Here is an 18,679-nt window from a genome sequence, read left to right on the forward strand (position 1 = left end):
GCGGCGGCGGATGCCGCGGATTTGGGGGTCCTCCGCAGTATCCCCACGTCGAGATCGTGCGTCTGAGCGCATCCTCCGAAGTCGACTTCTCCACACCTGTGTGGATCAAGCGGCATGGGCGACTTCTTGGACCGGACTCAGATTCGCGTGATCGAGGCCGTGTGCCCGGAGGAGCAGGAGCCGTTGCAGGCTGTCCCCTGTAACCTGTCCCCTGTCCCCTCGGCGGCCGACGCGTGACCGTCCCCGACGCACTGACCCTCGACGTAACGAGAGACAAAAAATGCCCCGCGCACTGCTGAGCGTTTCGGACAAGACGGGCGTGGTGGAGCTTGCCCGCGAACTGCACGGACGCGGCTGGATGCTGCTCTCCACCGGCGGCACCGCGCGGACGCTGCGCGACGCCGGGCTGCCGGTGACGGAGGTGAGCGAGGTCACCGGCCATCCGGAGATGATGGAGGGCCGCGTAAAGACGCTGCATCCCGCCGTGCACGCCGGCCTGCTGGGCCGCCGCGACAACGCCGAGGACGTGGCGCAGATGGCCGCGCACGGCTACCAGCCCATCGACCTGGTCGCGGTGAACCTCTATCCCTTCCGCGAGACGGTGGCGCGGCCGGACGCGACCATCTCCGACGCCATCGAGAACATCGACATCGGCGGGCCGTCGATGCTGCGCTCGGCGGCCAAGAACCACGCCAGCGTCTGGGTGGTGGTCGATCCCGCGGACTACTCCACCGTGCTCGCCTCGCTGGACTCGGCGGATGAGGAGCGCGCCTTCACCATCCGCCGCCGGCTGGCGGCCAAGGTCTACGCCCACACGTCGGACTACGACCGCGCGATCACGGACTACCTGTCCCGCTCGATGGAGGGCGGCGAATCCGCCGCATCCAGCGAGTTCCCGCAGGGCCAGACGCTGTCGCTGGCCAAGGTGCAGGACCTTCGCTACGGCGAGAACCCGGACCAGCCGGCCGCCTTCTACCGCGACGAGGCGGGGACGGGCGGATTGGCCGCGCTGCGGCAGCTGCACGGCAAGGAGCTGTCGTTCAACAACCTGCTGGACGTGGAGGGCGCGCTGCTGGCCGTGAGCGCGTGGGAGGGGAGCGGGCTGGCGGCGTGCGCCATCATCAAGCACACCACCCCGTGCGGCGTGGCGGTGGGCGCCGACGCGGCCGAGGCGTACCGCAAGGCGCTGATGACGGACCCGACGAGCGCGTTCGGCAGCGTGATCGCGTTCAACGTGCCGGTGACGGAAGAGGCGGCGGTGCTCCTGCGCCCCAACTTCGTGGAGGCCATCGTCGCGCCCTCGTTCGTGGAGGCCGGGCTGCGGCTGCTGACGGAGAAGAAGAACCTGCGGCTGCTGGAGATCCCCTCGCTGGCGGGGGACGAGGACGCGCTGGACTGGAAGCGGGTGCGCGGCGGCTTCGTGGCCCAGCGGCGCCTGTCGATGCGCTTTCCGGAGGATGGATGGCGCGTGGTCACGCAGCGCGCGCCATCCGCGGAAGAGATGGACGACCTGCGCTTTGCCTGGCGCGCGGTGGCGCCGGTAAAGAGCAACGCCATCCTGCTGGCGCGCGGCGGCATGGCCATCGGCATCGGGGCGGGGCAGATGAGCCGCGTGGACAGCTCGCGCATCGCGGTGATGAAGGCGCGCGACAACGGGTTCGACCTGCGGGGCGCGGCGCTGGCGTCGGACGCGTTCTTTCCCTTCCGCGACGGCGTGGACGCCGCGGCGGAGGCGGGGGTGCGCGCCATCATCCAGCCCGGCGGCTCCGTCCGCGACGACGAGGTCGTCGCCGCCGCCGACGAGCACGGCATCGCGATGGTGTTCACGGGGCGGCGGCTGTTCCGGCACTGAAGGTGGGGGCTGTTGGGGCGAGGGCGGGGCGGGGTGGGTGGGGATCGCGCCGCGACACGGGCCGCGCGACCCGGGTTGAAACCACCCCGGGGTTGTACCCACCGGGCCATCGCACCGGGCCACCACCCCGGGCCATCGCCACCCCGGGCGATTGTGACCCCGGGCCATTGCGACCCCGGGCCCCGGCCCCCGGGTTGAAACCCGGGGCTGGAACGGCCATAAGCCCCGCCCTGGGCTCGCGGAGCTCGCCCGGCGGGGCTTCACCTGCTCGCGTCGGCGGGGCCCACACTCCGCCGATCGGGTGGCGCGTTCGAAATGGAAGCCCGGTTCGGCGAGTGCAACGAGCCGAGACCGGGCTTGTGGCATTTCCAGCCCCGGGTTTCAACCCGGGGCGGCCGGGCGGGGCCCGCGCGTATCACGCACCCCGCATCCGCGACATCCCCCCCACCCGTTCACCCGTTCACCCGTTCACCCGTTCACCCGCCATCCGCCACCCCTTCACCCCTCCCCTCTCTGCCGCGCCAGGCGAAACCCGCGCAGGCTCACCAGCTCCGCCTGCTGCAGCAGGCGGTCCAGCACGCCCAGGGCCGCCTCCAGGTCCACCTTCGCCGAGCGCGCGGCCTCGGCGTGCACCAGCGGGCCCACGATCTCGCGCAGCAGCTGGAACTCGCGCCGCAGCTCGTCCTCGCTCCAGCCGATGCGGGCGCGCTGGGCGCCGTGCCGCTCGGTGATCACGCGCTGGATCTCGGTGCCGTCGCGCATCAGCGCGGGCTCGCCGCCGGCCTCGTCGAGCGTGACCAGCGCCAGCCCCATGTCCACCAGGAAGGTGGCCGCGTGGTCGTGCATCTGCACCCGCTCCGTCTTTCGCGCGCTGGGGACGGCGGGGTCATCCACCAGCCGCCGGCCCAGCTCCTCCACCAGCGGCTCCGCAAGGCGCGCCAGCGCACGGCCCACGTCGGCCAGCCCGGGAAGCTCGTGCGGCGCGCGGGGCCAGCGGCGGTCCGCCGCGGCCGGCTCGGTCTCGGGCGCCGCGTTCAGCCACAGGGTAAAGCACGAGCCCCGCCCCAGCGTGCTGCGCACGGTAAGGTCGCCCTCCATCAGCCGCGCCAGCCGCCGGCTGATGGTGAGCCCCAGCCCCGTGCCCCCCGCCTGCCGCGTGTAGCTGGCGTCCACCTGCACAAAGGGGTCGAACACGGTGGACAGCCGCTCCGGCGGAATCCCCATCCCCGTGTCTTCCACGTCGATGCGCACCCACGGCCCCGGCCCGGGCAGCCGCGCGTCGGCGTCGGGCCCGTCCGTCACGGTGGCGCACACGCTTACCCGGCCGCCCGGCTCGGTGAACTTTACGCCGTTGGAGAGCAGGTTGGTGAGGATCTGCCGCACCCGGTCGGCGTCGCCCACGAACGCCGCCTCGCCGGCCTCGGAGGTGTGGTCGAACAGCCGCAGCCCCCGCTGCGCCGCCTGGGGCTGCACCATGGCCAGCGCGTCGGCCAGCACCTGCGCCACGGCCACCTGCTCGCGCTGCACGCTCATCTGGCCCGATTCCACCTTGGCCAGGTCCAGCACCTCGTTGACCAGCGTGGTCAGGTGCTCGCTGCTGCTGCGGATGCGCTCCACCTGGTGCCGCTGCTGCTCCGTCAGCGACCCGCCGATCCCCAGCTCCAGCAGCTCGGCGTACCCCGTGATGGCGTTGATGGGGGTGCGGATCTCGTGGCTCATGTTGGCCAGGAACTGGCTCTTGGCGCGGTTGGCCTCGTCCGCCGCGTGGCGGGCCTGCTCGGCGCTCTGGCGAGCGTACACCTGCCCCGTGACCTCGGTGGCCTGGATGAGGATGCGCTCGGTGCGCCCGTCCGCCTCGGCGAGCGGCTGAAAGGTGAAGTCGAAGTACCGGTCCACCCGCTCGCCGCCGGGCCGCGACAGGCGCACCTTGCGCTCGATGGCCACCTGCGCCCGTCCGCTGCGCCAGGCGTCGTCCAGCTGCTCGAAGATCCCCTGCCCCTCCAGCTCGGGAAAGGCGCCGCGGAAGCCGGTGCCCACCACTTCGCGCCCCACCAGCCGCACGTAGGCGGCGTTGGCCAGCTCGAACACGTAGTCGGGGCCGCGCACCAGCGCCAGCGCCGCGGGCGAGTTGCGGAACACGCTCCACAGCCGCTCGCGCTCGTGCCGCGCCTCGTCCTCGGCCCGGTCCAGCGCCGCCTGCGCCTGCACCCGCGAGGTCAGGTCGGTGGACACGCCCACGATCCCCACCACCGCCCCGTCCGGACCGCGCAGGGGCACGTCGCTCACCCAGGCGTGAAAGCGCGAGCCGTCGCGCCGCTTCACGGGAAACTCGCCCTGCCACCGCTGGCCGTCGCGCAGCCGCTCCATCAGCTCGGCGGCCTGCTCGCGCGACATCTCGGACGGCACCACCTCCACCACGTCGCGCCCCAGCACCTCCTCCGCGCGCCAGCCGTAGAGCCGTTCGGCGCAGCGGTTCCAGAACACGATGCGGCCCGCCGCGTCGGTGGCGATCACGGCCTGCTCCACCGCCTCCAGCAGCTGCGCCAGGTACGCGGACGAAAGCTCGCCCGGCGCGGCGGGGTCGGGCGGAGTGTAGAGGTGCGGCTCAGACATGCGCTCGGCGTTGGGGGTTCCGAAAAAATCGGGGCCGGGGCGCTGCAAGAGAAAGGCCTCTCTCCCCCGCCCGGGCGTCCGCGGCGCTGCTGCCGGCCCCGTCCGGACGCGAGGAAACGGCACGAGATGACTCTGTTGACTCTGCTGACTCTGTGTGAAACTTGCTTCTTGTTGGGGACGGACGGGCCCTGGCAGAGTGCTTGCGCGAGACGGACATCTTGATCGGCCCTCGACGCGGGGTACGCGGGGGCCGAGCCGTATTCAGCCAGACGTGAGGCCGGAGCCGATGTCGAAGCGCAGACTGTTCATTCATGCCGGGATGCTGCTCCTCGCGGCGGCGTGCGCGCCCGCGGCGGAAGCCCCTCCGGCGCCCGTCCCGGCTCCGGCGCCCGCGCCGCAACCGGCTCCCGCGCCCGCTCCTCCCGTGTCCCCCGCGCCTCCAGCGCTCGCCGCGGCGCCGTGGGCCGGCGGGCGCCTGTCCGCGGGCGAGGTGCCGGCCGTGTTCGCGGCGGAGTGGAGGAAGGCCCCAAACCGCGCCACCTGCGCGCTGGTGGCGCCTTCCAGCCTGGGAGAGGGTGCGGGCGCCACCGCGCGCGCCGCCACGTTCAGCGGCGGATGGTCCGTGGCGTACGACCGGCCGGGACTGCGCAGCGCGTTCGGCGTGGCGGGGACGGGAAGCCGCGCCGCGGACCCCGCGTACGACGACTGGCCGCACCGCCGCGCCTGGGCGGACGGCGGCACCGCGGGGTACGGCCCCGAGGGCGGCTCCGGGCCCAACCAGCTGGCCTATCTGCGCATTCCCGGCCAGGACTGCCTGTACAACGTCTGGTCGCGCCTGGGCCGTGCGCATCTGGAGCACCTGCTGGACCACCTGCGGTTCGTCGCGGTCCCGTAGCCCTCCGCCGGCGCGTCGGCATTTCGGCCTTATACCGGATCCGGGAAAACAACACCTTTATGGGTACAGAGGAACAGAGTCAGACAGAGGAACCAAGAAGATATTTCAGCTCGCTTTCTCTGTCTGACTCTGTTCCTCTGTACGATTATTCTTTTTCAGGATCTGGTATTATCTCGACGCCAGGCGCGCCACGTACTCCCGCGTGTCCGCGTCGAACCAAGGCGGCGTGCCGGCGGCGGCGTTCTCGGCCACGCGCTCCAGGCGGCGGGTGGCGGGGATCACGCAGTGCACCCGCGGATCGCTCAAAATCCACTTGAGCAGCGCCTGCGCCCACGTCGTTACGCCGAACTCCGCCAGCGGGGCAAGGTCGCGGGCCGGCGGCGCCCGGCGGACCAGCGCGCCGCTCCCCAGCGGCTCCATCACCAGCACACCCAGCCCAAGATCCTGCGCCAGCGGCAGAATCTCGCACTCCACCAGGCGGTCGGCGGCGTTGTAGGGAACCTGGATCATCTGGATGCGCCCCGTCCGCATCACCTCCATCAGCGCGTCAAAGGCGGAGTGCGCGTAGTGCGTGGCACCCACCACGGCCACCGAGCCCGCCGCGCGCAGCTCCTCCAGCATCGGCAGGTGCTCGCGCCAGACGACCAGGTTGTGGATCTGGTAGATGTCGACGCGCCCGCCGTACCACGCCAGCGCCCGCCGCACCTGCTCGCGCCCCTCCGCGGCGGAGGGCGTCCACACCTTGTCGGCCACGAGGACGCCCTCGCGCCGCCCGCCCAGCGCCCCCGCCAGCACCCGCTCGGACTCGCCGTACATCGGCGACGTGTCGAACAGCGTGGTCCCGGCCTCCATCGCCGCGTGGACCACCGCGTGCCGGTCCGCCTCGTCGCGCTCGCCATGCACGTCCAGCGACTGCCACGTCCCCATCCCCACCGCGGGCACCACCAGCCCGCTGGCCCCGAACGCCCTCTGCTCCATCATCCCCATCCCTCCGGTCCCGGCGCGGGTGAACGGCCCGGTTGCGCCACGGGTGATACGGATCTCCGGCGGCGGGCGCGCCGAAATCATCCCCCGTCGTCCGCACCCTCCGCACCACCCGTTTGTCACGGCGCGTCCGCGAGCGTATGATGGAGCCGTTCCCCCCACACCACGTCCTCAACAGCCCGGCACCCGGCATGAGAGCCCGTTTCGCCCTGCTTGCGCTCTGCGCGCTGTCCGCCTGCTATCCGTCGCGCGTGGCGCCCCCCGTCAATCATCCCAACCCCACGGGCATGCCCCCGGGGCCACAGTCGCCCGGGTGGCCGCAGACCGGCGACGCCCCGGCGGACGAGAACAGTGCGGCGGACATGGTGTTCGTCGGCGGGCGCGTGTTCCTGGCCGACAGCGCCAACACCGTCGCGCAGGCGCTGGCCGTGCGCGACGGCCGCGTGCTGGCCGTGGGCACCGACGACCAGGTGCGGCGCCTGGCCGGCCGGACCACGGAGGTGGTCGACCTGCGGGGCCGCCTGGTGACGCCGGGGTTCAACGACGCGCACATCCACTTTGGCGCCGGCGGGCGCGGGCTGCTGCAGGTGGAGCTGCTGGGCACCACCTCGCTGGCCGAGATCGAACGGCGGGTGGCCGCCGCGGCCGCGCAGGCGCAGCCCGGCGAGTGGATCCTGGGCCGCGGCTGGGACCACACCCGCCTTCCCGCCTCCGAACTGGGCGCCGGCGGCTGGCCGACGAAGGAAGGGCTGGACCGCGCCGCCCCCAACAACCCCGTCCTGCTGTCGCGCGTGGACGGCCACACCTCGTGGGCCAACACCGCCGCGCTGCGCCTTGCCCGCGTGGACCGCAACACGCCGAACCCCTCCGGCGGCGAAGTGGTGCGCGACGCGCGCGGCGAGGCCACCGGCATCCTCAAGGAGACCGCCGAGGGGCTGGTCAGCCGCCACGTGCCGGCGCCGACGCGCGCGCAGACCCGCCGCGGCATCATGGCCGCGCTGGAGCTGGCCGCGCGCACGGGCGTCACCAGCGTGCAGAGCGACGTCTCCGGGATGGACATGCAGATCTACAAGGAGCTGCGCGACGCCGACTCGCTCACCGTGCGCGTGTACGGCTGGCACCCGCTGGACATGCGCGCCATCCAGGGCCTCGACGCGCTGGGCGTCACCGCCGGCTTTGGTGACGAGTGGCTGCGGATGGGGATGCTGAAGGGGTACACCGACGGGACGCTGGGCTCGCGCACGGCCGCCATGCTGGAGCCGTTCACCGACCAGCACACGCACGGCCTGCCGCAGTACACGGAAGCGCAGCTGGACTCGCTGGTCACGGCGGCCGACGCGGCCGGGCTGCAGGTGATCCTGCACGCCATCGGCGACGCGGCCAACCGGCAGGCGCTGGACGCCTTCGAGCGCGCGGCCCGCATTAACGGCCCCCGCCCGCGCCGCCACCGCATCGAGCACGCCCAGGTGCTGGACCAGGCCGACATCCCCCGCTTTCGCCAGCTGGGCGTCATCGCCAGCATGCAGCCCACGCACGCGACGAGCGACATGCGTTGGGTGGAGACGCGCATCGGGCGCGAGCGGGCCACCGAGGGGGCGTACGTGTGGCGCTCGCTGCTGGACGCGGGCGCCGTGGTCATCTTCGGCACCGACTTTCCCGTGGAGCCCATGCCGCCGGTGGAAGGCATCTACTCCGCCGTCACCCGCCAGAGCCGGGAGGAGCCGGGGGTGCCGCCGGGCGGCTGGATGCCGGAGCAGCGGCTCACCCGCCAGGAGGCCATCCGCCTGTACACCGCGGCGGCCGCGTACGGCGAGTGGCAGGAGGCGCAGAAGGGAACGCTGCGGCCGGGGATGCTGGCGGACCTGGTGGTATGGGACCGCGACCTGCTCACCATCCCTGAGGTGGATATCCTCAAGGCCGCGCCGGCGATGACCGTGGTGGGCGGGCGCATCGTCTTTCGCCGCTGAGGCCGCGCAGATGACGGATTCGGGGGATACGGAAGCGCTGAAGCCGTCGCAGGCGGGCCGCGAGTTCGCGCCATCCGTGGGCAGCGTGACGGAGCGGGGCGAGCTGGCGCTGGTGCTTACCGGCGGCGGGGCGCGGGGCGCGTACCAAGTGGGAATGCTGCGCTACCTGGCGCGCACCTATCCGGAGCTGCACATCCCCATCCAGACCGGCGTCTCGGCGGGCGCCATCAACATCGCCCTGCTGGCGCAGCACCACGGCAGCTTCCGGCAGGCGGTGGACGAGCTGGCCAGCCTGTGGGCGGAGCTGATCCCCGAGAAGATCTTCCGGGTGGATGTGGGCTCGCTGGTGGGCAACATCGGCCGCTGGGGGCTGCGGCTGACGGCGGGGGGGATCACGGACGCGCGCACCCGGGCGCTGGTCGACACGGCGCCGCTGCGGCAGTTCCTGGAAGAGTCGCTGGCGCCGGTGGGGGGCGAGCTGACGGGGATCGACTACAACCTGCAGCGGGGCCGGCTGCGCGCCGTCGCCATCAGCACCACCGACTACACCACCGGGCAGTCGGTCATCTGGGTGCAGGGCGGCGAGATCGAGACGTGGGAGCGGCCGGGGCGCATCAGCCGGCAGTGCCGCATCACGGTGGACCACATCATGGCCTCGGCCGCGCTGCCGCTGTTCTTTCCCGCGGTGCAGATCGGGCCGCACTGGTACGGCGACGGCGGAATTCGCCTTACGGCGCCGCTCTCCCCCGCCCTGCACCTGGGCGCCAGCAAGATCCTCACTGTCTCCACGCGGTACGACCGCAGCCGCAGCGAGGCGTCGCGCCCCGACATCGCCGGCTATCCGCCGCCCGCGCAGGTCATCGGCCTGCTGCTGGACGCCATCTTCCTGGAGCTGGTTGACCAGGACGTGGCGCGCATGGAGCGGATGAACGACGTGCTGCGGCGCGTGCCCCAGGAGCGGCGCGAGGGAATGCGCATCGTCGAGGTGCTGGTGATGCGCCCGTCCAAGGACCTGGCCCGCATCGCCGCCGAGTACGAGCCGCGCCTCCCCCGCGCATTCCGCATGCTGACGCGCGGCCTGGGCACGCGAGAGACGCGCTCGCCCGACGTGCTGAGCATGCTCATGTTCCAGGACGACTACGCCAAGCGCCTGATGGCCCTGGGCGAGTCCGACGCCGAGCGCCGCGGCGAAGAGCTGGACCGCTTCATCAACGGCCACGCGGGTGAGCACGGGCTTACCGACTGAACGGAACAATGGATACAAATCGCACTGCAGAGCGGGGGAGAGATCTCGACAATACGTTCTCAGTACCGGTGATGCGGACTATTTGGAAGCGTATTGTACGAAATCAACTACGCGGACAAACTGCTGCAGATCTTCACGACTACCTCGAAGTCCACCGCGCCCTCACCCCATTCTTGCAGAGGCTGCGTGCTTCAGTGATTAGTGGCTATTACCGGCCCTCACCCGCACAGATCATTAGGCTGGAAAAAAGAGACGGCATTCCGCGGCGCATACCGTTGCCGTCCGCCGCAGACGCATTATTGCTCCAGACCCTTGTGCACGCAATTGAGAAAGAGGTTCTGAGCAAGCAGCCTCATGCGAACGCCTTTTACAGCCGCTCTAGTCTTCGGCCATCAATTGAGGATGTAGACGAAAGCTTCTCATACGAGTGGTGGCTCCTCTGGCCCGAGTTTCAGGCCCGCATTTGGGAATTCACTGAAGACCATTCATTTGTTGTAGTAACTGATCTCGCAAATTATTATGACAGCATTCCTTTGCATTCGCTTCGCAATACTCTTGCCAGCCTTGGCCACTTTAGCGAGACACTTCTCGACTTCTTATTCTTTATGCTAGAAGCGTTCACATGGCGACCTCACTACATCCCACTCACAGGAGTCGGGCTACCGCAGTTGAATCTTGATGCTCCGCGGCTGTTGGCACACGTTTACCTTTTCCCAATTGACCGAGAGTTAACCGCCGCCACAGGCGGAGAGTTTGTGCGCTGGATGGACGATATCGATTTTGGGGTTGACTCGGTCCACGAAGGCAGGGTGGTACTCGGAAAGCTAGAATACGCCGCGAACAGCATGGGCTTACGGTTGAATGCCGGGAAGAGTCGCATCATGTCCGGCAAATCTGCCGTTCAACATTTCTGGATTCGGGAAAACCGACAGATAACCGTCTTAACAAATTTGTTGAACTTCAGGGTTGGCAAAGCTATCACCACTGAAAGAGTAAGACGGCTAGTCCGGAAAGAACTACTTAAGTTCTTCCGCAAAGAACGGCTAGGGAATTGGGAAAAAGTTGTCAAACGGTACTATACTTTTTTGGGCAAATTAAACGACCCGTTCCTTGTAAGCCACACGCCCGATTTTCTACGAAACAACCCAGCTCTGCGCGACAGTACATTCAGATACTACGAGAAGCTTGGCTTTAACCGCCGCCGTTTTGAGCAGGTGATTACGTTTCTCGAGGACACTCAATACAATGACGATGCGGCACTCCTGTCAGCAGTTCATTTGCTAACCAGTTGGCGTGTGCCTCGCACGGGGGCAAGTCGGACGCGCTTAGTCGCTTACGCTCACACCTTAGCAGCTAAGTCGGAACGAACTGTCATTGAGGTGCTAGCGGCGCTCTGGCTCTTGACGAAATATGGTACCAGTTCCGAGGTCGGTTCATTCGTTAGGAAAACAAAGTCCGTCTGGAGTAAGTCAGAGTGGGCAGCTCGCCAGATCGCTGCCGCTAGTCCACGATTGAACGTAGAGGATCGTGCTTGGACAGAAACCGAATGCGCGATCAATGGATTGCTTGATGCGCTTCACATTTTTAACCATCTTGAGTTTCTTGCAAAGCTACCCCGTTTGGATCAGCAGCTACGGCCATATCTATTGCTGGTCCCAAACGAAGGCTACGCGTATCCGCTTAGTAAAGTTTTGATAGCTGTAAATCTGCTGTCCGGCGCACTAGACGAGACTGAAAAGACGCTCGTCAGCGATTTCATTACGAAAGAATCCCGTGATCTCGTATACCGTGAACTTGTAAACCGTTAGGGTGCTGGATCCCCGGAACGAGAAACGCCGTCCGCACTTCACGCGGACGGCGTTTCCTGTATCATCCGGTAGGCTGAAACAGCGGCCTCATCGATCCCCGCCACGCCCACCAAACCCCGAGGCTGTCTCAGGAGCCGCCTGTCCGCGAAGGCGGACGTCGTGTGGTTGTTGCAGCGAATTCATTCGCCCTTACGGATCTGACTCGGTGATCGCCCGGTTGCGGACGCGCCAGTGCTTGGGACACCGCACATAGCCGGGCCGCCGAGTCCGCGAAGGCGGACTTTGCGATTTTCCAGCGGCGAATTCATTCGCTCCAGCGGCCCCGGCGGATCAGTTCCCCTGGCTGCTGGGCGGCGTCATCCCCTTGATGCGCATGTAGGTGACGATGTTGCCGTAGTGCTCGAAGTTGTGCGCGGCGTTCAGGATCAGCGCCGACAGGCGCGTGCGCTCCTGCCCAAAGATCCGCACCATCTGCAGCGCCGCCTGGTCCGACTGCTCGTGCGCGCGCGCGCAGACGGCGTTGGAGGCGCGCAGCCCCTCGATGAGCGCCGCCTTTTCCGTGACCTGCTCCCAGTTCCGCCCGCCCTGCTGGGGCGCCTCACCCATCGCCGCGCCGCAGATCATGGTCTGCGCGTTGGCCACGTGCCCCACCAGCTGGCCAAAGCTGCGCACCTCGGGGGTGGGCTTGAAGCCGTAGTCCGCCTCGGGCATCTGCTCCGCGGCGGCCAGCAGGTAGGCGGTGGTCTGCTCCCACAGCGGCTTCACCGAGCCCATGGCGGGATTCGCGTTCGCCTGCGCCGCCGCGGGCGCGGCACAGAGCGTGAGAGCGGCAATCAGGTAGCGCTTCATCGGGATGCCTCGTCAGGTGGAATGAGATGGCGGAGATCGAATTCAGAGAGAGCCGAACCGTGGGTGTATATGCGTGCTGAAGCGCCCGGCGCGCAACCCGCGCCCCTCACCCGCTGCGTGGTGGGATGCGCCGGGTGGACGCTGCCGCGCGACGTGCAGCCGGCCTTTCCAACGGAGGGCACGCACCTGCAGCGCTACGCCGGCCGCTTTGACGCGGTGGAGATCAACTCGTCGTTCCACCGCCCGCACCGCCCGTCGACCTACGCACGCTGGGCGGAGAGCGTGCCGCCCGGCTTCCGCTTCTGCGCCAAGCTGCCCAAGACCATCACTCATCAGCTGAAGCTGGTGGATGCGGATGAGGCGCTCGACACCTTTCTCGCCGAAGCCGCGGGCCTCGGCGCCGGGCTGGCGTGCCTGCTCGTCCAGCTTCCGCCCAGCCTGCAGTACGATGCGGGCACGGCGGAGCGCTTCTTCGCCGCGCTCCGCGCCCGGACGGACGTCTCGCTCGTCTGCGAGCCGCGGCACGCCACCTGGTTCACGGCGGATGCGGGCGACCTGCTGGCGCGGTGGAAGGTGGCGCGCGTGGCGGCGGACCCGGCGCGCGTGCCGGAGGCAGCGGAGCCTGGTGGATGTCGCGACCTGGCCTACTACCGCCTGCACGGCTCGCCTCGCATCTACTACTCCGCGTATGATGCAGACTACCTCGACGCCCTCGCCGCCCGCATCCGCGCGGATTGGGAGGCGGGGCGCGAAGTGTGGTGCATCTTCGACAACACCGCCTCGGGCGCCGCCACGCAGAACGCGCTGGACCTGCTGGCGCGGCTGGACGACGGATTGACGATGAAGACGGATTGACGATGAAGGAGGACGGATGATCCGCAGGCTCATCGACGCGGCGGAGGCCCGCGCGCACGAAGCCGTGCTGCGCGCCGCGTCCGAACGGCGCCGCATCCACGGCATCGGCGTGTGGATCGTGAACGATGGCGAGTTCGCGTCCACCGACGCGCTGTTCGGGAAGATCGAGGACGCGCTGGACCTGGTCGCGCGGTACACGCCCTGGCGGCTGGGCGGAATGCGCCGCGACTTCGCCCGCATCCTGCTGGTGCGCCAGGAGGGTGTCCGCGCGATGTTCGACGCGGCGCGCAACTGCAGCCTCGACACCTACTTCGTCGCCAAGTTCACCGCGGAGCAGGTTGGCTCGTCCATCGTGCACGAGGGCGTGCACGCGCGCCTGCGCCGCGGCGGCCGGACGGTGCCGCGCGACCTGATCGCGTGGGAAGAGCGGCTGTGCCGCAAGGCGGAGGTCGCGTTCGGGCTGCGGGTGCCGGACGGCGCCGCCGTGGTGGAGCGCGCCCGCATCGCCCTCGCCGGCTCCGACACCGACCTCGCCCCGCTGGCCGGCAACATCCGCCTGCGCACCCGCCGTCCGCGCGGCGGCGGCTTCGCCTGACCCGGACGCCCGCACGTCCGCATGGATTTCCTGCAGATCGGCGGAACGCGGCTGGAGTGCCGCTGGATCGGCCCGCCGCCGGACGAGGCGCCGACGATCGTCTTTCTGCACGAAGGGCTCGGCAGCGTAAGCCTGTGGCGCGACTTCCCGGACGCGCTGGCGGCGGCCACCGGCTGCGGTGCACTGGTCTATTCCCGAGCCGGCTACGGGCGCTCCGATACCGCCACCCTGCCGCGTCCTATCCGCTTCATGCACGATGAGGCGGAGGTGCTGCGCGACGTCGTGGCGCACGCCGGCATCCGCGAACACATCCTGCTGGGCCACAGCGACGGCGCCTCCATCGCGCTGATCGCGGCGGGGACGGCGCCCGTCCCCGGCCTGCGCGCGCTGGTGCTGGAGGCGCCGCACGTCTTCGCCGAGCCGTGCGGACTGGAGAGCATCGCCAGGATCGCGGACGTGTACCGCACCACCCACCTGCGCGAGCGGCTGGCGCGCCACCACGGCGACAACACCGACGTGGCGTTCTGGGGATGGAACCGCGTGTGGCTGGACCCCGGCTTCCGCGCCTGGAACATCGAGAACGTGCTCCCCGGCATCACCGTCCCCGCCCTCGTGGTGCAGGGCGAGGACGACGAGTACGGCAGCTGGGCGCACGTCCGCTCCATCGAGCGCCACTCCCGCGGCCCCGTCCAGACGCTGCTCGTTCCCCGCTGCGGCCACGCCCCCCACGCCGAGCAGCGGGACGTGGTGCTCGCCGCCATGGCCCGCTTCATCCGCGGCGTGCTGGAGGGCGGCGACGATCGTCTTGAAGCGTTGTCTCCATAAGTCCGGCGGCGCTCCGCACCGCCCTGGATGAAAAGCCGTCTGTCATTCCGAGGCCCGGCCACGCTGAAATTGGCTGAACACGCCGCAGGTTGCAGGGCCGAGGAATCTACCGTCGGCTCGCGCGAGGCTGGACGCGGTAGCCCGCACCACCGCCGCGGCGGCGAAACAGCCAGATAGGGTCAGTCTGGGGCGTCGCGGCTGGCCACGAGGAAGCGGAAAGTAGATTCCTCGGTCGCGCACCGGGTTTGGGGGTACGACAAGGTGCCGGGTGTGCGCTCCCTCGGAATGACAGATTGATTGGGATGGGCGAAGGGTTTTTAGCAAAGCCCGACGTGGGCGCTCCCTCAGAATGACAGGTGTTTCCGCGGGCCGCGAATCCGGTACGGCTACGGGCGCCCGTTGTCCATCATCCGGAATATCAATACCTTACCGCGCCCTCCCGCCGAACGCCTCTCCCGCAGCGCACGTTGACCCTCCCGCCCGCCGCGACCGCGCCGCCTCCGCACACCGAGCCGCACGGCGGCACCGCGCCCACGGGCGAGCCCACGCACATCCCCGCGCTGGACGGCCTGCGCGGGTGCGCCATTCTGGCCGTGCTGCTGCTGCACTTCACCTCCGCGCTCGCCGCCCCCACGAGTGCTCCGCCGCGCGCGATCAAGCAGCTGTTCAGCCTTGGGTGGACCGGCGTGGACCTGTTCTTCGTGCTCTCCGGCTTCCTGATCACCGGCATCCTGGCGGACGCGCGCGCGACGCCGCACCGCTACCGCACCTTCTACGCACGCCGCGCGCTGCGCATTCTGCCGCTGTACTACGGCTTCGTCCTGCTGCTCTTCATCGTCCCGCCGCTCATCGGCGCCCGCGCGTACACCACTTCGTTCGCCGACCAGCTTCCGTACTGGCTGTACCTGCAGAACTTCCGGCCGATGAGCAGCGGCACGCTGGATTTCGCCGCGCACCTGTGGAGCCTGGCCATCGAGGAGCAGTTCTACCTCGTCTGGCCGCTCGTCATCTTCACGTTTTCGCGCACGGCCGCGCTGCGGATCTGCGCCGGCTGTCTCGTGGGCGCGCTTGCGTACCGCGTATTCAGCGTGTTCACGGTGGATGATCTGCGCGCGGTGTACTTCCATACGTTCGGCCGCATCGACGGGCTGGCGCTGGGCGGCGCGATTGCGCTGATGGCGCGCGGCAGCGGTGGATCGACGCGGCTGCGGCGGATGGCGCTGGCGGTGCTGATCCTGGCGCTCCTGGCGCTCGCCGGGGCGCCGCTGCATCCGTCCGGCTTCAACCCCGGCGGCGCGTACATGCTCTCGGTTGGATACTCGGCGCTGGCCTTCTTCTTCGGCGCCGTGCTGGTGCTGGCGCTGGACGGCGGCTGGCCGATGCTGTCGCGCCTGCTCTCCGCCCGCGTGCTGCGCTTCTTTGGCCGCTACAGCTATGGCCTGTACGTGCTGCACGTGCCGCTGGTCGGGCTGGCGCGGCTGGCCGGCGTGTCGCCCGACGCGCTCGCCGGCACGCGCTGGGAGCTGCCGGGGCTGCTGGGCTACGTGGCGCTGATGTTCGCGGCCTCCATCCTCGTCGCGCTGGCGAGCTGGAACCTGTACGAAAAGCCCTTCCTGAAGCTCAAGTCCCGCTTCAGCTACCGCGCCCCGACGGCCTGACGAAAAAGCGGGGGTACAGAGGAACAGACAAAGCCAGAGGAGCAGAGGAAAATCGGTTGTCCTCTGTTCCTCTGGCTGTTCTCTGCCCCTCTGTACCTCTCGCTGTTGTTTTTCGGGCTGAAACCTTGGGAGTCACGCCGCCGCGCTCTCCGCGACCTCCACCTGCGTGTACTCGGCGCGCGGCTGGGGCACTGGCCGGCCTTCCCTCCGCAGCCCGTCGATGTGAAAGTCCAGCGCTTCGCGGATGTTGGTCTCCGCCTCCTGCCGCGTGAGCCCTGAGCTTACGCACCCCGGCAGGTCGGGCGCGTGCGCGGAGAATCCGCTTTCCGTGCGCTCGATAACGACCAGGTAGCGCTTCATGGCTGCACCTGCGCCTGCTGAAGCACGCCCTGCAGCGCGCCCGGCCCCACCTCCTCCGTGGGATGGCGACGCACCGTGACTACGCCGGCCTTGGAGGGATGCGTGTACTGCCGGTGGCTGCCCCGCGTACGCACGCGGCTCCAGCCGTCGTTCTCGATCAGGCGGATCAGGTCGGGTGACTTCATCGGGGCCACCTTGGTTCAGGGGGATGGGAAAACGCCCGGACTGCACATCCCCCAAGCTAAGAACGTCCCCTTCCCCGTCCAAACCGCGACCCGCCAACACGCGGACCTGTTTCCCGCCACCTCATCTACGCGGAAAACGCCGTGTCCGCGGCCGAAACTTCAGTCCTTGCGCGACATGTGGGCACGCCAGCAGCCCCAATTCCGCATACTGCATCAGCATTAGCGCACCTCTACCGATACGGACGAGCCAGGCAGGGGGGTGTGACAGATCATCGCATCATCTAAACGACGCTCGTCGCGTGGTAGTAGAACTCCACTCTTCCATTTCCCCGGATATGCACCCACGCAGCCGGAACTCGTCCGGTCTTCTCCTGGAGGTGCAACCACTTTATGGACTTTCCAGTGCTCGCAGCAAACGTGCGTTCGTGAAGCAGGCCCTCTGGGATCTGCATGGAGTGCACGTGACTAAGAAACCGACGCATTGTCGCCCGCTCCAGATAGTGCTTTTGTTGACGTGGGGTACTTTCCCAAGAGAAGTCTGGAACAAGCAGGCCCAACTTGACCATATTCTGAAGCGTTTTGATGCCGACTTTGTGGTCTAGGGCGCCGGACAGCGCCGCTAGATCAAAAACGATATTCTTCTCTTCTTTCCTTCTGATAACCGCAGATATAACCTCACGAGCAACTTGGTCCAAATCTATGCGCGCTGCAAACTCTAGTGAACCAGCAGGTTGCAACCGCCTTTGCTCAGCTTGTATCTTGGAGATAAGGGCGTATACAAATATGAAATGATCTACATTGTCTACAAAATCTAGTACTAGTACACGATCCTTGCCTTCACTCTTCCTGAGTCCTCTGCCAAGCTGCTGGAGAAAGATAACTGGGGACTCAGTGTTCCGGAGAAACACAATCGTATTGGCATCAGGTACATCAACCCCTTCGTTCAGCACATCCCGCGCAAGCAGTATGGCAGTCTCTCCCTTAGAAAATGCCCGAACGGTGTCGAGCTGCGTTGCCCTGCTGTCCCTGCCGGAGATCGTGGCAGAGCGTGGGAAAAGCTTTGCGAAGCTATGCATCTGCTCCACGGTTTGACAGAAAACAATGACCTTTGGCGTAGTAAAGAGTTTTGCTGATTCCTGTAAGACAACGTCGCGGATATCCGCATCCACACGAGCTCGGAAGTGTGACCGGATCGATTTCGCTGATTTATCAGCCAAGATGAGCCGCAGCACCTCCGAATCGATCGCGTCGGAAAACACGCGGTAATCAATCGGCGAGAGCATCCCCTCAGAGACAGCACGCTCCAACGGCAAATATATCGCCGTTGTATCATTGTAGAACTCGAAGATGTCTTGACCATCGGTACGGTTAGGTGTTGCTGTTAACCCGAGATAGAATTTGGGATTGAAATGATTGAGAACTCTCTCACGTGTGGGAGCGACACCGTGGTGCGCTTCGTCGACGATGATGTAGTCAAAGTATGTTGGCTCAAACTCAGAAAGAGCATTGGCCATGCTCTGAAAGGTTGCAAACAGCACATCTGCATCACGATCATGTACCTCACCATCGTACCGCCCATACTGCCTGGAGCCAAGCACATTCTCAAATGACCGACGTGCCTGTGCCAGAATCACATGCTGATGTGCAAGATAGAGGATCTTGGGCGGAAGCTTTGACTTCTTCTCGAACGCTTGAACGTCGAACACAGCTGTGTAGGTTTTTCCTAATCCAGAAGCCATCACGACTAGAGCCCGAGTGACACCCCGGGCCCGGAGTCTTGATAGTTCCTTGAGGGCGGTGCTTTGATGCGGCCGAGGCGTAAGTTTCATTGAGTATCCTAGAAGTGCGGGTAGCAGCTCCCTTGCTCAGTGACGCTGGCGAATTATCTTTCGGGTAGGCGCAATTGGGTGCTCTCCTGCCTGGAGGTGGAGTTGGCTCGAACGCGAATCGAAAGCAGCGATCCCTGCCCGTTCTGCAGCGGACGCTC

15 protein-coding genes are annotated in these 18,679 nt (G+C 67.5%); 9 read left to right on the forward strand and 6 right to left on the reverse strand.

Annotation, left to right across the window (positions count from 1 at the left end; translation table 11 throughout):
• Nucleotides 1–280: 280 nt before the first annotated feature.
• A complete protein-coding gene (gene purH, locus VGC13_RS00520; protein ID WP_331123228.1) occupies nucleotides 281–1,852 on the forward strand; it encodes a bifunctional phosphoribosylaminoimidazolecarboxamide formyltransferase/IMP cyclohydrolase in 1,572 nt (523 codons plus the stop codon).
• 498 nt (nucleotides 1,853–2,350) lie between these two features.
• Here purH and VGC13_RS00525 read toward each other — a convergent pair whose 3' ends face one another.
• The gene (locus tag VGC13_RS00525; RefSeq protein WP_331123229.1) at nucleotides 2,351–4,465 is read right to left on the reverse strand and encodes a PAS domain-containing sensor histidine kinase; all 2,115 of its coding nucleotides are present in this window, start codon (nucleotides 4,463–4,465) and stop codon (nucleotides 2,351–2,353) included.
• Between the two features lie 286 nt (nucleotides 4,466–4,751).
• Between VGC13_RS00525 and VGC13_RS00530 the strand changes: the two genes are divergently transcribed.
• A complete protein-coding gene (locus VGC13_RS00530; protein ID WP_331123230.1) occupies nucleotides 4,752–5,360 on the forward strand; it encodes a hypothetical protein in 609 nt (202 codons plus the stop codon).
• A gap of 168 nt (nucleotides 5,361–5,528) precedes the next feature.
• On the opposite strand, the gene VGC13_RS00535 is transcribed toward VGC13_RS00530, so the two are convergent.
• Nucleotides 5,529–6,341: an aldo/keto reductase gene (locus VGC13_RS00535; protein ID WP_331123231.1), complete on the reverse strand. Its 813-nt coding sequence runs from the start codon at nucleotides 6,339–6,341 to the stop codon at nucleotides 5,529–5,531.
• A 194-nt stretch (nucleotides 6,342–6,535) separates the two neighbouring features.
• On the opposite strand from VGC13_RS00535, the gene VGC13_RS00540 reads away from it, so the two are divergent.
• The 3 genes from VGC13_RS00540 to VGC13_RS00550 are packed head-to-tail and all read left to right on the forward strand — an operon-like array spanning nucleotide 6,536 to nucleotide 11,365.
• Complete coding sequence (locus tag VGC13_RS00540; RefSeq protein ID WP_331123232.1) at nucleotides 6,536–8,311, forward strand: amidohydrolase; 1,776 nt, start codon at nucleotides 6,536–6,538, stop codon at nucleotides 8,309–8,311.
• A 10-nt stretch (nucleotides 8,312–8,321) separates the two neighbouring features.
• Entirely contained in the window at nucleotides 8,322–9,557 is a 1,236-nt protein-coding gene (locus tag VGC13_RS00545; RefSeq protein WP_331123233.1) for a patatin-like phospholipase family protein, read from the forward strand.
• 8 nt (nucleotides 9,558–9,565) lie between these two features.
• Nucleotides 9,566–11,365 carry an RNA-directed DNA polymerase gene (locus VGC13_RS00550; RefSeq protein WP_331123234.1) on the forward strand — a complete coding sequence of 600 codons (1,800 nt, stop codon included), beginning with the start codon at nucleotides 9,566–9,568 and terminating at the stop codon, nucleotides 11,363–11,365.
• 330 nt (nucleotides 11,366–11,695) lie between these two features.
• Here VGC13_RS00550 and VGC13_RS00555 read toward each other — a convergent pair whose 3' ends face one another.
• Nucleotides 11,696–12,214 (reverse strand): DinB family protein, encoded by a 519-nt coding sequence (locus VGC13_RS00555; RefSeq protein ID WP_331123235.1) that lies wholly within the window; start codon nucleotides 12,212–12,214, stop codon nucleotides 11,696–11,698.
• Nucleotides 12,215–12,283: 69 nt separating this feature from the next.
• Between VGC13_RS00555 and VGC13_RS00560 the strand changes: the two genes are divergently transcribed.
• The 4 genes from VGC13_RS00560 to VGC13_RS00575 all read left to right on the forward strand — a co-directional run bounded on the left by VGC13_RS00560 (nucleotide 12,284) and on the right by VGC13_RS00575 (nucleotide 16,147).
• Nucleotides 12,284–13,069 (forward strand): DUF72 domain-containing protein, encoded by a 786-nt coding sequence (locus VGC13_RS00560; protein ID WP_331123236.1) that lies wholly within the window; start codon nucleotides 12,284–12,286, stop codon nucleotides 13,067–13,069.
• A gap of 16 nt (nucleotides 13,070–13,085) precedes the next feature.
• Entirely contained in the window at nucleotides 13,086–13,664 is a 579-nt protein-coding gene (locus tag VGC13_RS00565) for a hypothetical protein (protein WP_331123237.1), read from the forward strand.
• Between the two features lie 21 nt (nucleotides 13,665–13,685).
• Entirely contained in the window at nucleotides 13,686–14,489 is an 804-nt protein-coding gene (locus tag VGC13_RS00570; RefSeq protein WP_331123238.1) for an alpha/beta hydrolase, read from the forward strand.
• Between the two features lie 467 nt (nucleotides 14,490–14,956).
• Nucleotides 14,957–16,147, forward strand: coding sequence for an acyltransferase (locus VGC13_RS00575; RefSeq protein ID WP_331123239.1), 1,191 nt, complete (start codon nucleotides 14,957–14,959; stop codon nucleotides 16,145–16,147).
• 132 nt (nucleotides 16,148–16,279) lie between these two features.
• Here the strand turns inward: VGC13_RS00575 and VGC13_RS00580 are convergent, their stop codons facing one another.
• The 3 genes from VGC13_RS00580 to VGC13_RS00590 all read right to left on the reverse strand — a co-directional run bounded on the left by VGC13_RS00580 (nucleotide 16,280) and on the right by VGC13_RS00590 (nucleotide 18,521).
• On the reverse strand, nucleotides 16,280–16,507 hold the full coding sequence (locus tag VGC13_RS00580) for a type II toxin-antitoxin system HicB family antitoxin (protein WP_331123240.1): 228 nt from the start codon (nucleotides 16,505–16,507) through the stop codon (nucleotides 16,280–16,282).
• Nucleotides 16,504–16,692 (reverse strand): type II toxin-antitoxin system HicA family toxin, encoded by a 189-nt coding sequence (locus VGC13_RS00585; RefSeq protein WP_331123241.1) that lies wholly within the window; start codon nucleotides 16,690–16,692, stop codon nucleotides 16,504–16,506. Before VGC13_RS00585 ends, VGC13_RS00580 begins: the two co-directional genes overlap by 4 nt.
• Before the next feature lie 281 nt (nucleotides 16,693–16,973).
• Entirely contained in the window at nucleotides 16,974–18,521 is a 1,548-nt protein-coding gene (locus VGC13_RS00590) for a DEAD/DEAH box helicase (protein WP_331123242.1), read from the reverse strand.
• Nucleotides 18,522–18,679: the final 158 nt, after the last annotated feature.

It is taken from the genome of Longimicrobium sp., assembly GCF_036399255.1.
In the GTDB taxonomy this organism is placed as follows: Bacteria; Gemmatimonadota; Gemmatimonadetes; order Longimicrobiales; family Longimicrobiaceae; genus Longimicrobium.

What these genes read in the sequence shown, in the direction of transcription:
- VGC13_RS00525 (WP_331123229.1), bottom strand. Translation starts at nt 4,465, where the DNA reads ATGTCTGAGCCGCACCTCTACACTCCGCCCGACCCCGCCGCGCCGGGC.
- VGC13_RS00530 (WP_331123230.1), top strand. Translation starts at nt 4,752, where the DNA reads ATGTCGAAGCGCAGACTGTTCATTCATGCCGGGATGCTGCTCCTCGCG.
- VGC13_RS00560 (WP_331123236.1), top strand. Translation starts at nt 12,284, where the DNA reads ATGCGTGCTGAAGCGCCCGGCGCGCAACCCGCGCCCCTCACCCGCTGC.
- VGC13_RS00590 (WP_331123242.1), bottom strand. Translation starts at nt 18,521, where the DNA reads ATGAAACTTACGCCTCGGCCGCATCAAAGCACCGCCCTCAAGGAACTA.
- VGC13_RS00545 (WP_331123233.1), top strand. Translation starts at nt 8,322, where the DNA reads ATGACGGATTCGGGGGATACGGAAGCGCTGAAGCCGTCGCAGGCGGGC.
- VGC13_RS00535 (WP_331123231.1), bottom strand. Translation starts at nt 6,341, where the DNA reads ATGATGGAGCAGAGGGCGTTCGGGGCCAGCGGGCTGGTGGTGCCCGCG.
- VGC13_RS00555 (WP_331123235.1), bottom strand. Translation starts at nt 12,214, where the DNA reads ATGAAGCGCTACCTGATTGCCGCTCTCACGCTCTGTGCCGCGCCCGCG.
- VGC13_RS00540 (WP_331123232.1), top strand. Translation starts at nt 6,536, where the DNA reads ATGAGAGCCCGTTTCGCCCTGCTTGCGCTCTGCGCGCTGTCCGCCTGC.
- purH (WP_331123228.1), top strand. Translation starts at nt 281, where the DNA reads ATGCCCCGCGCACTGCTGAGCGTTTCGGACAAGACGGGCGTGGTGGAG.
- VGC13_RS00565 (WP_331123237.1), top strand. Translation starts at nt 13,086, where the DNA reads ATGATCCGCAGGCTCATCGACGCGGCGGAGGCCCGCGCGCACGAAGCC.
- VGC13_RS00570 (WP_331123238.1), top strand. Translation starts at nt 13,686, where the DNA reads ATGGATTTCCTGCAGATCGGCGGAACGCGGCTGGAGTGCCGCTGGATC.
- VGC13_RS00550 (WP_331123234.1), top strand. Translation starts at nt 9,566, where the DNA reads ATGGATACAAATCGCACTGCAGAGCGGGGGAGAGATCTCGACAATACG.
- VGC13_RS00585 (WP_331123241.1), bottom strand. Translation starts at nt 16,692, where the DNA reads ATGAAGTCACCCGACCTGATCCGCCTGATCGAGAACGACGGCTGGAGC.
- VGC13_RS00580 (WP_331123240.1), bottom strand. Translation starts at nt 16,507, where the DNA reads ATGAAGCGCTACCTGGTCGTTATCGAGCGCACGGAAAGCGGATTCTCC.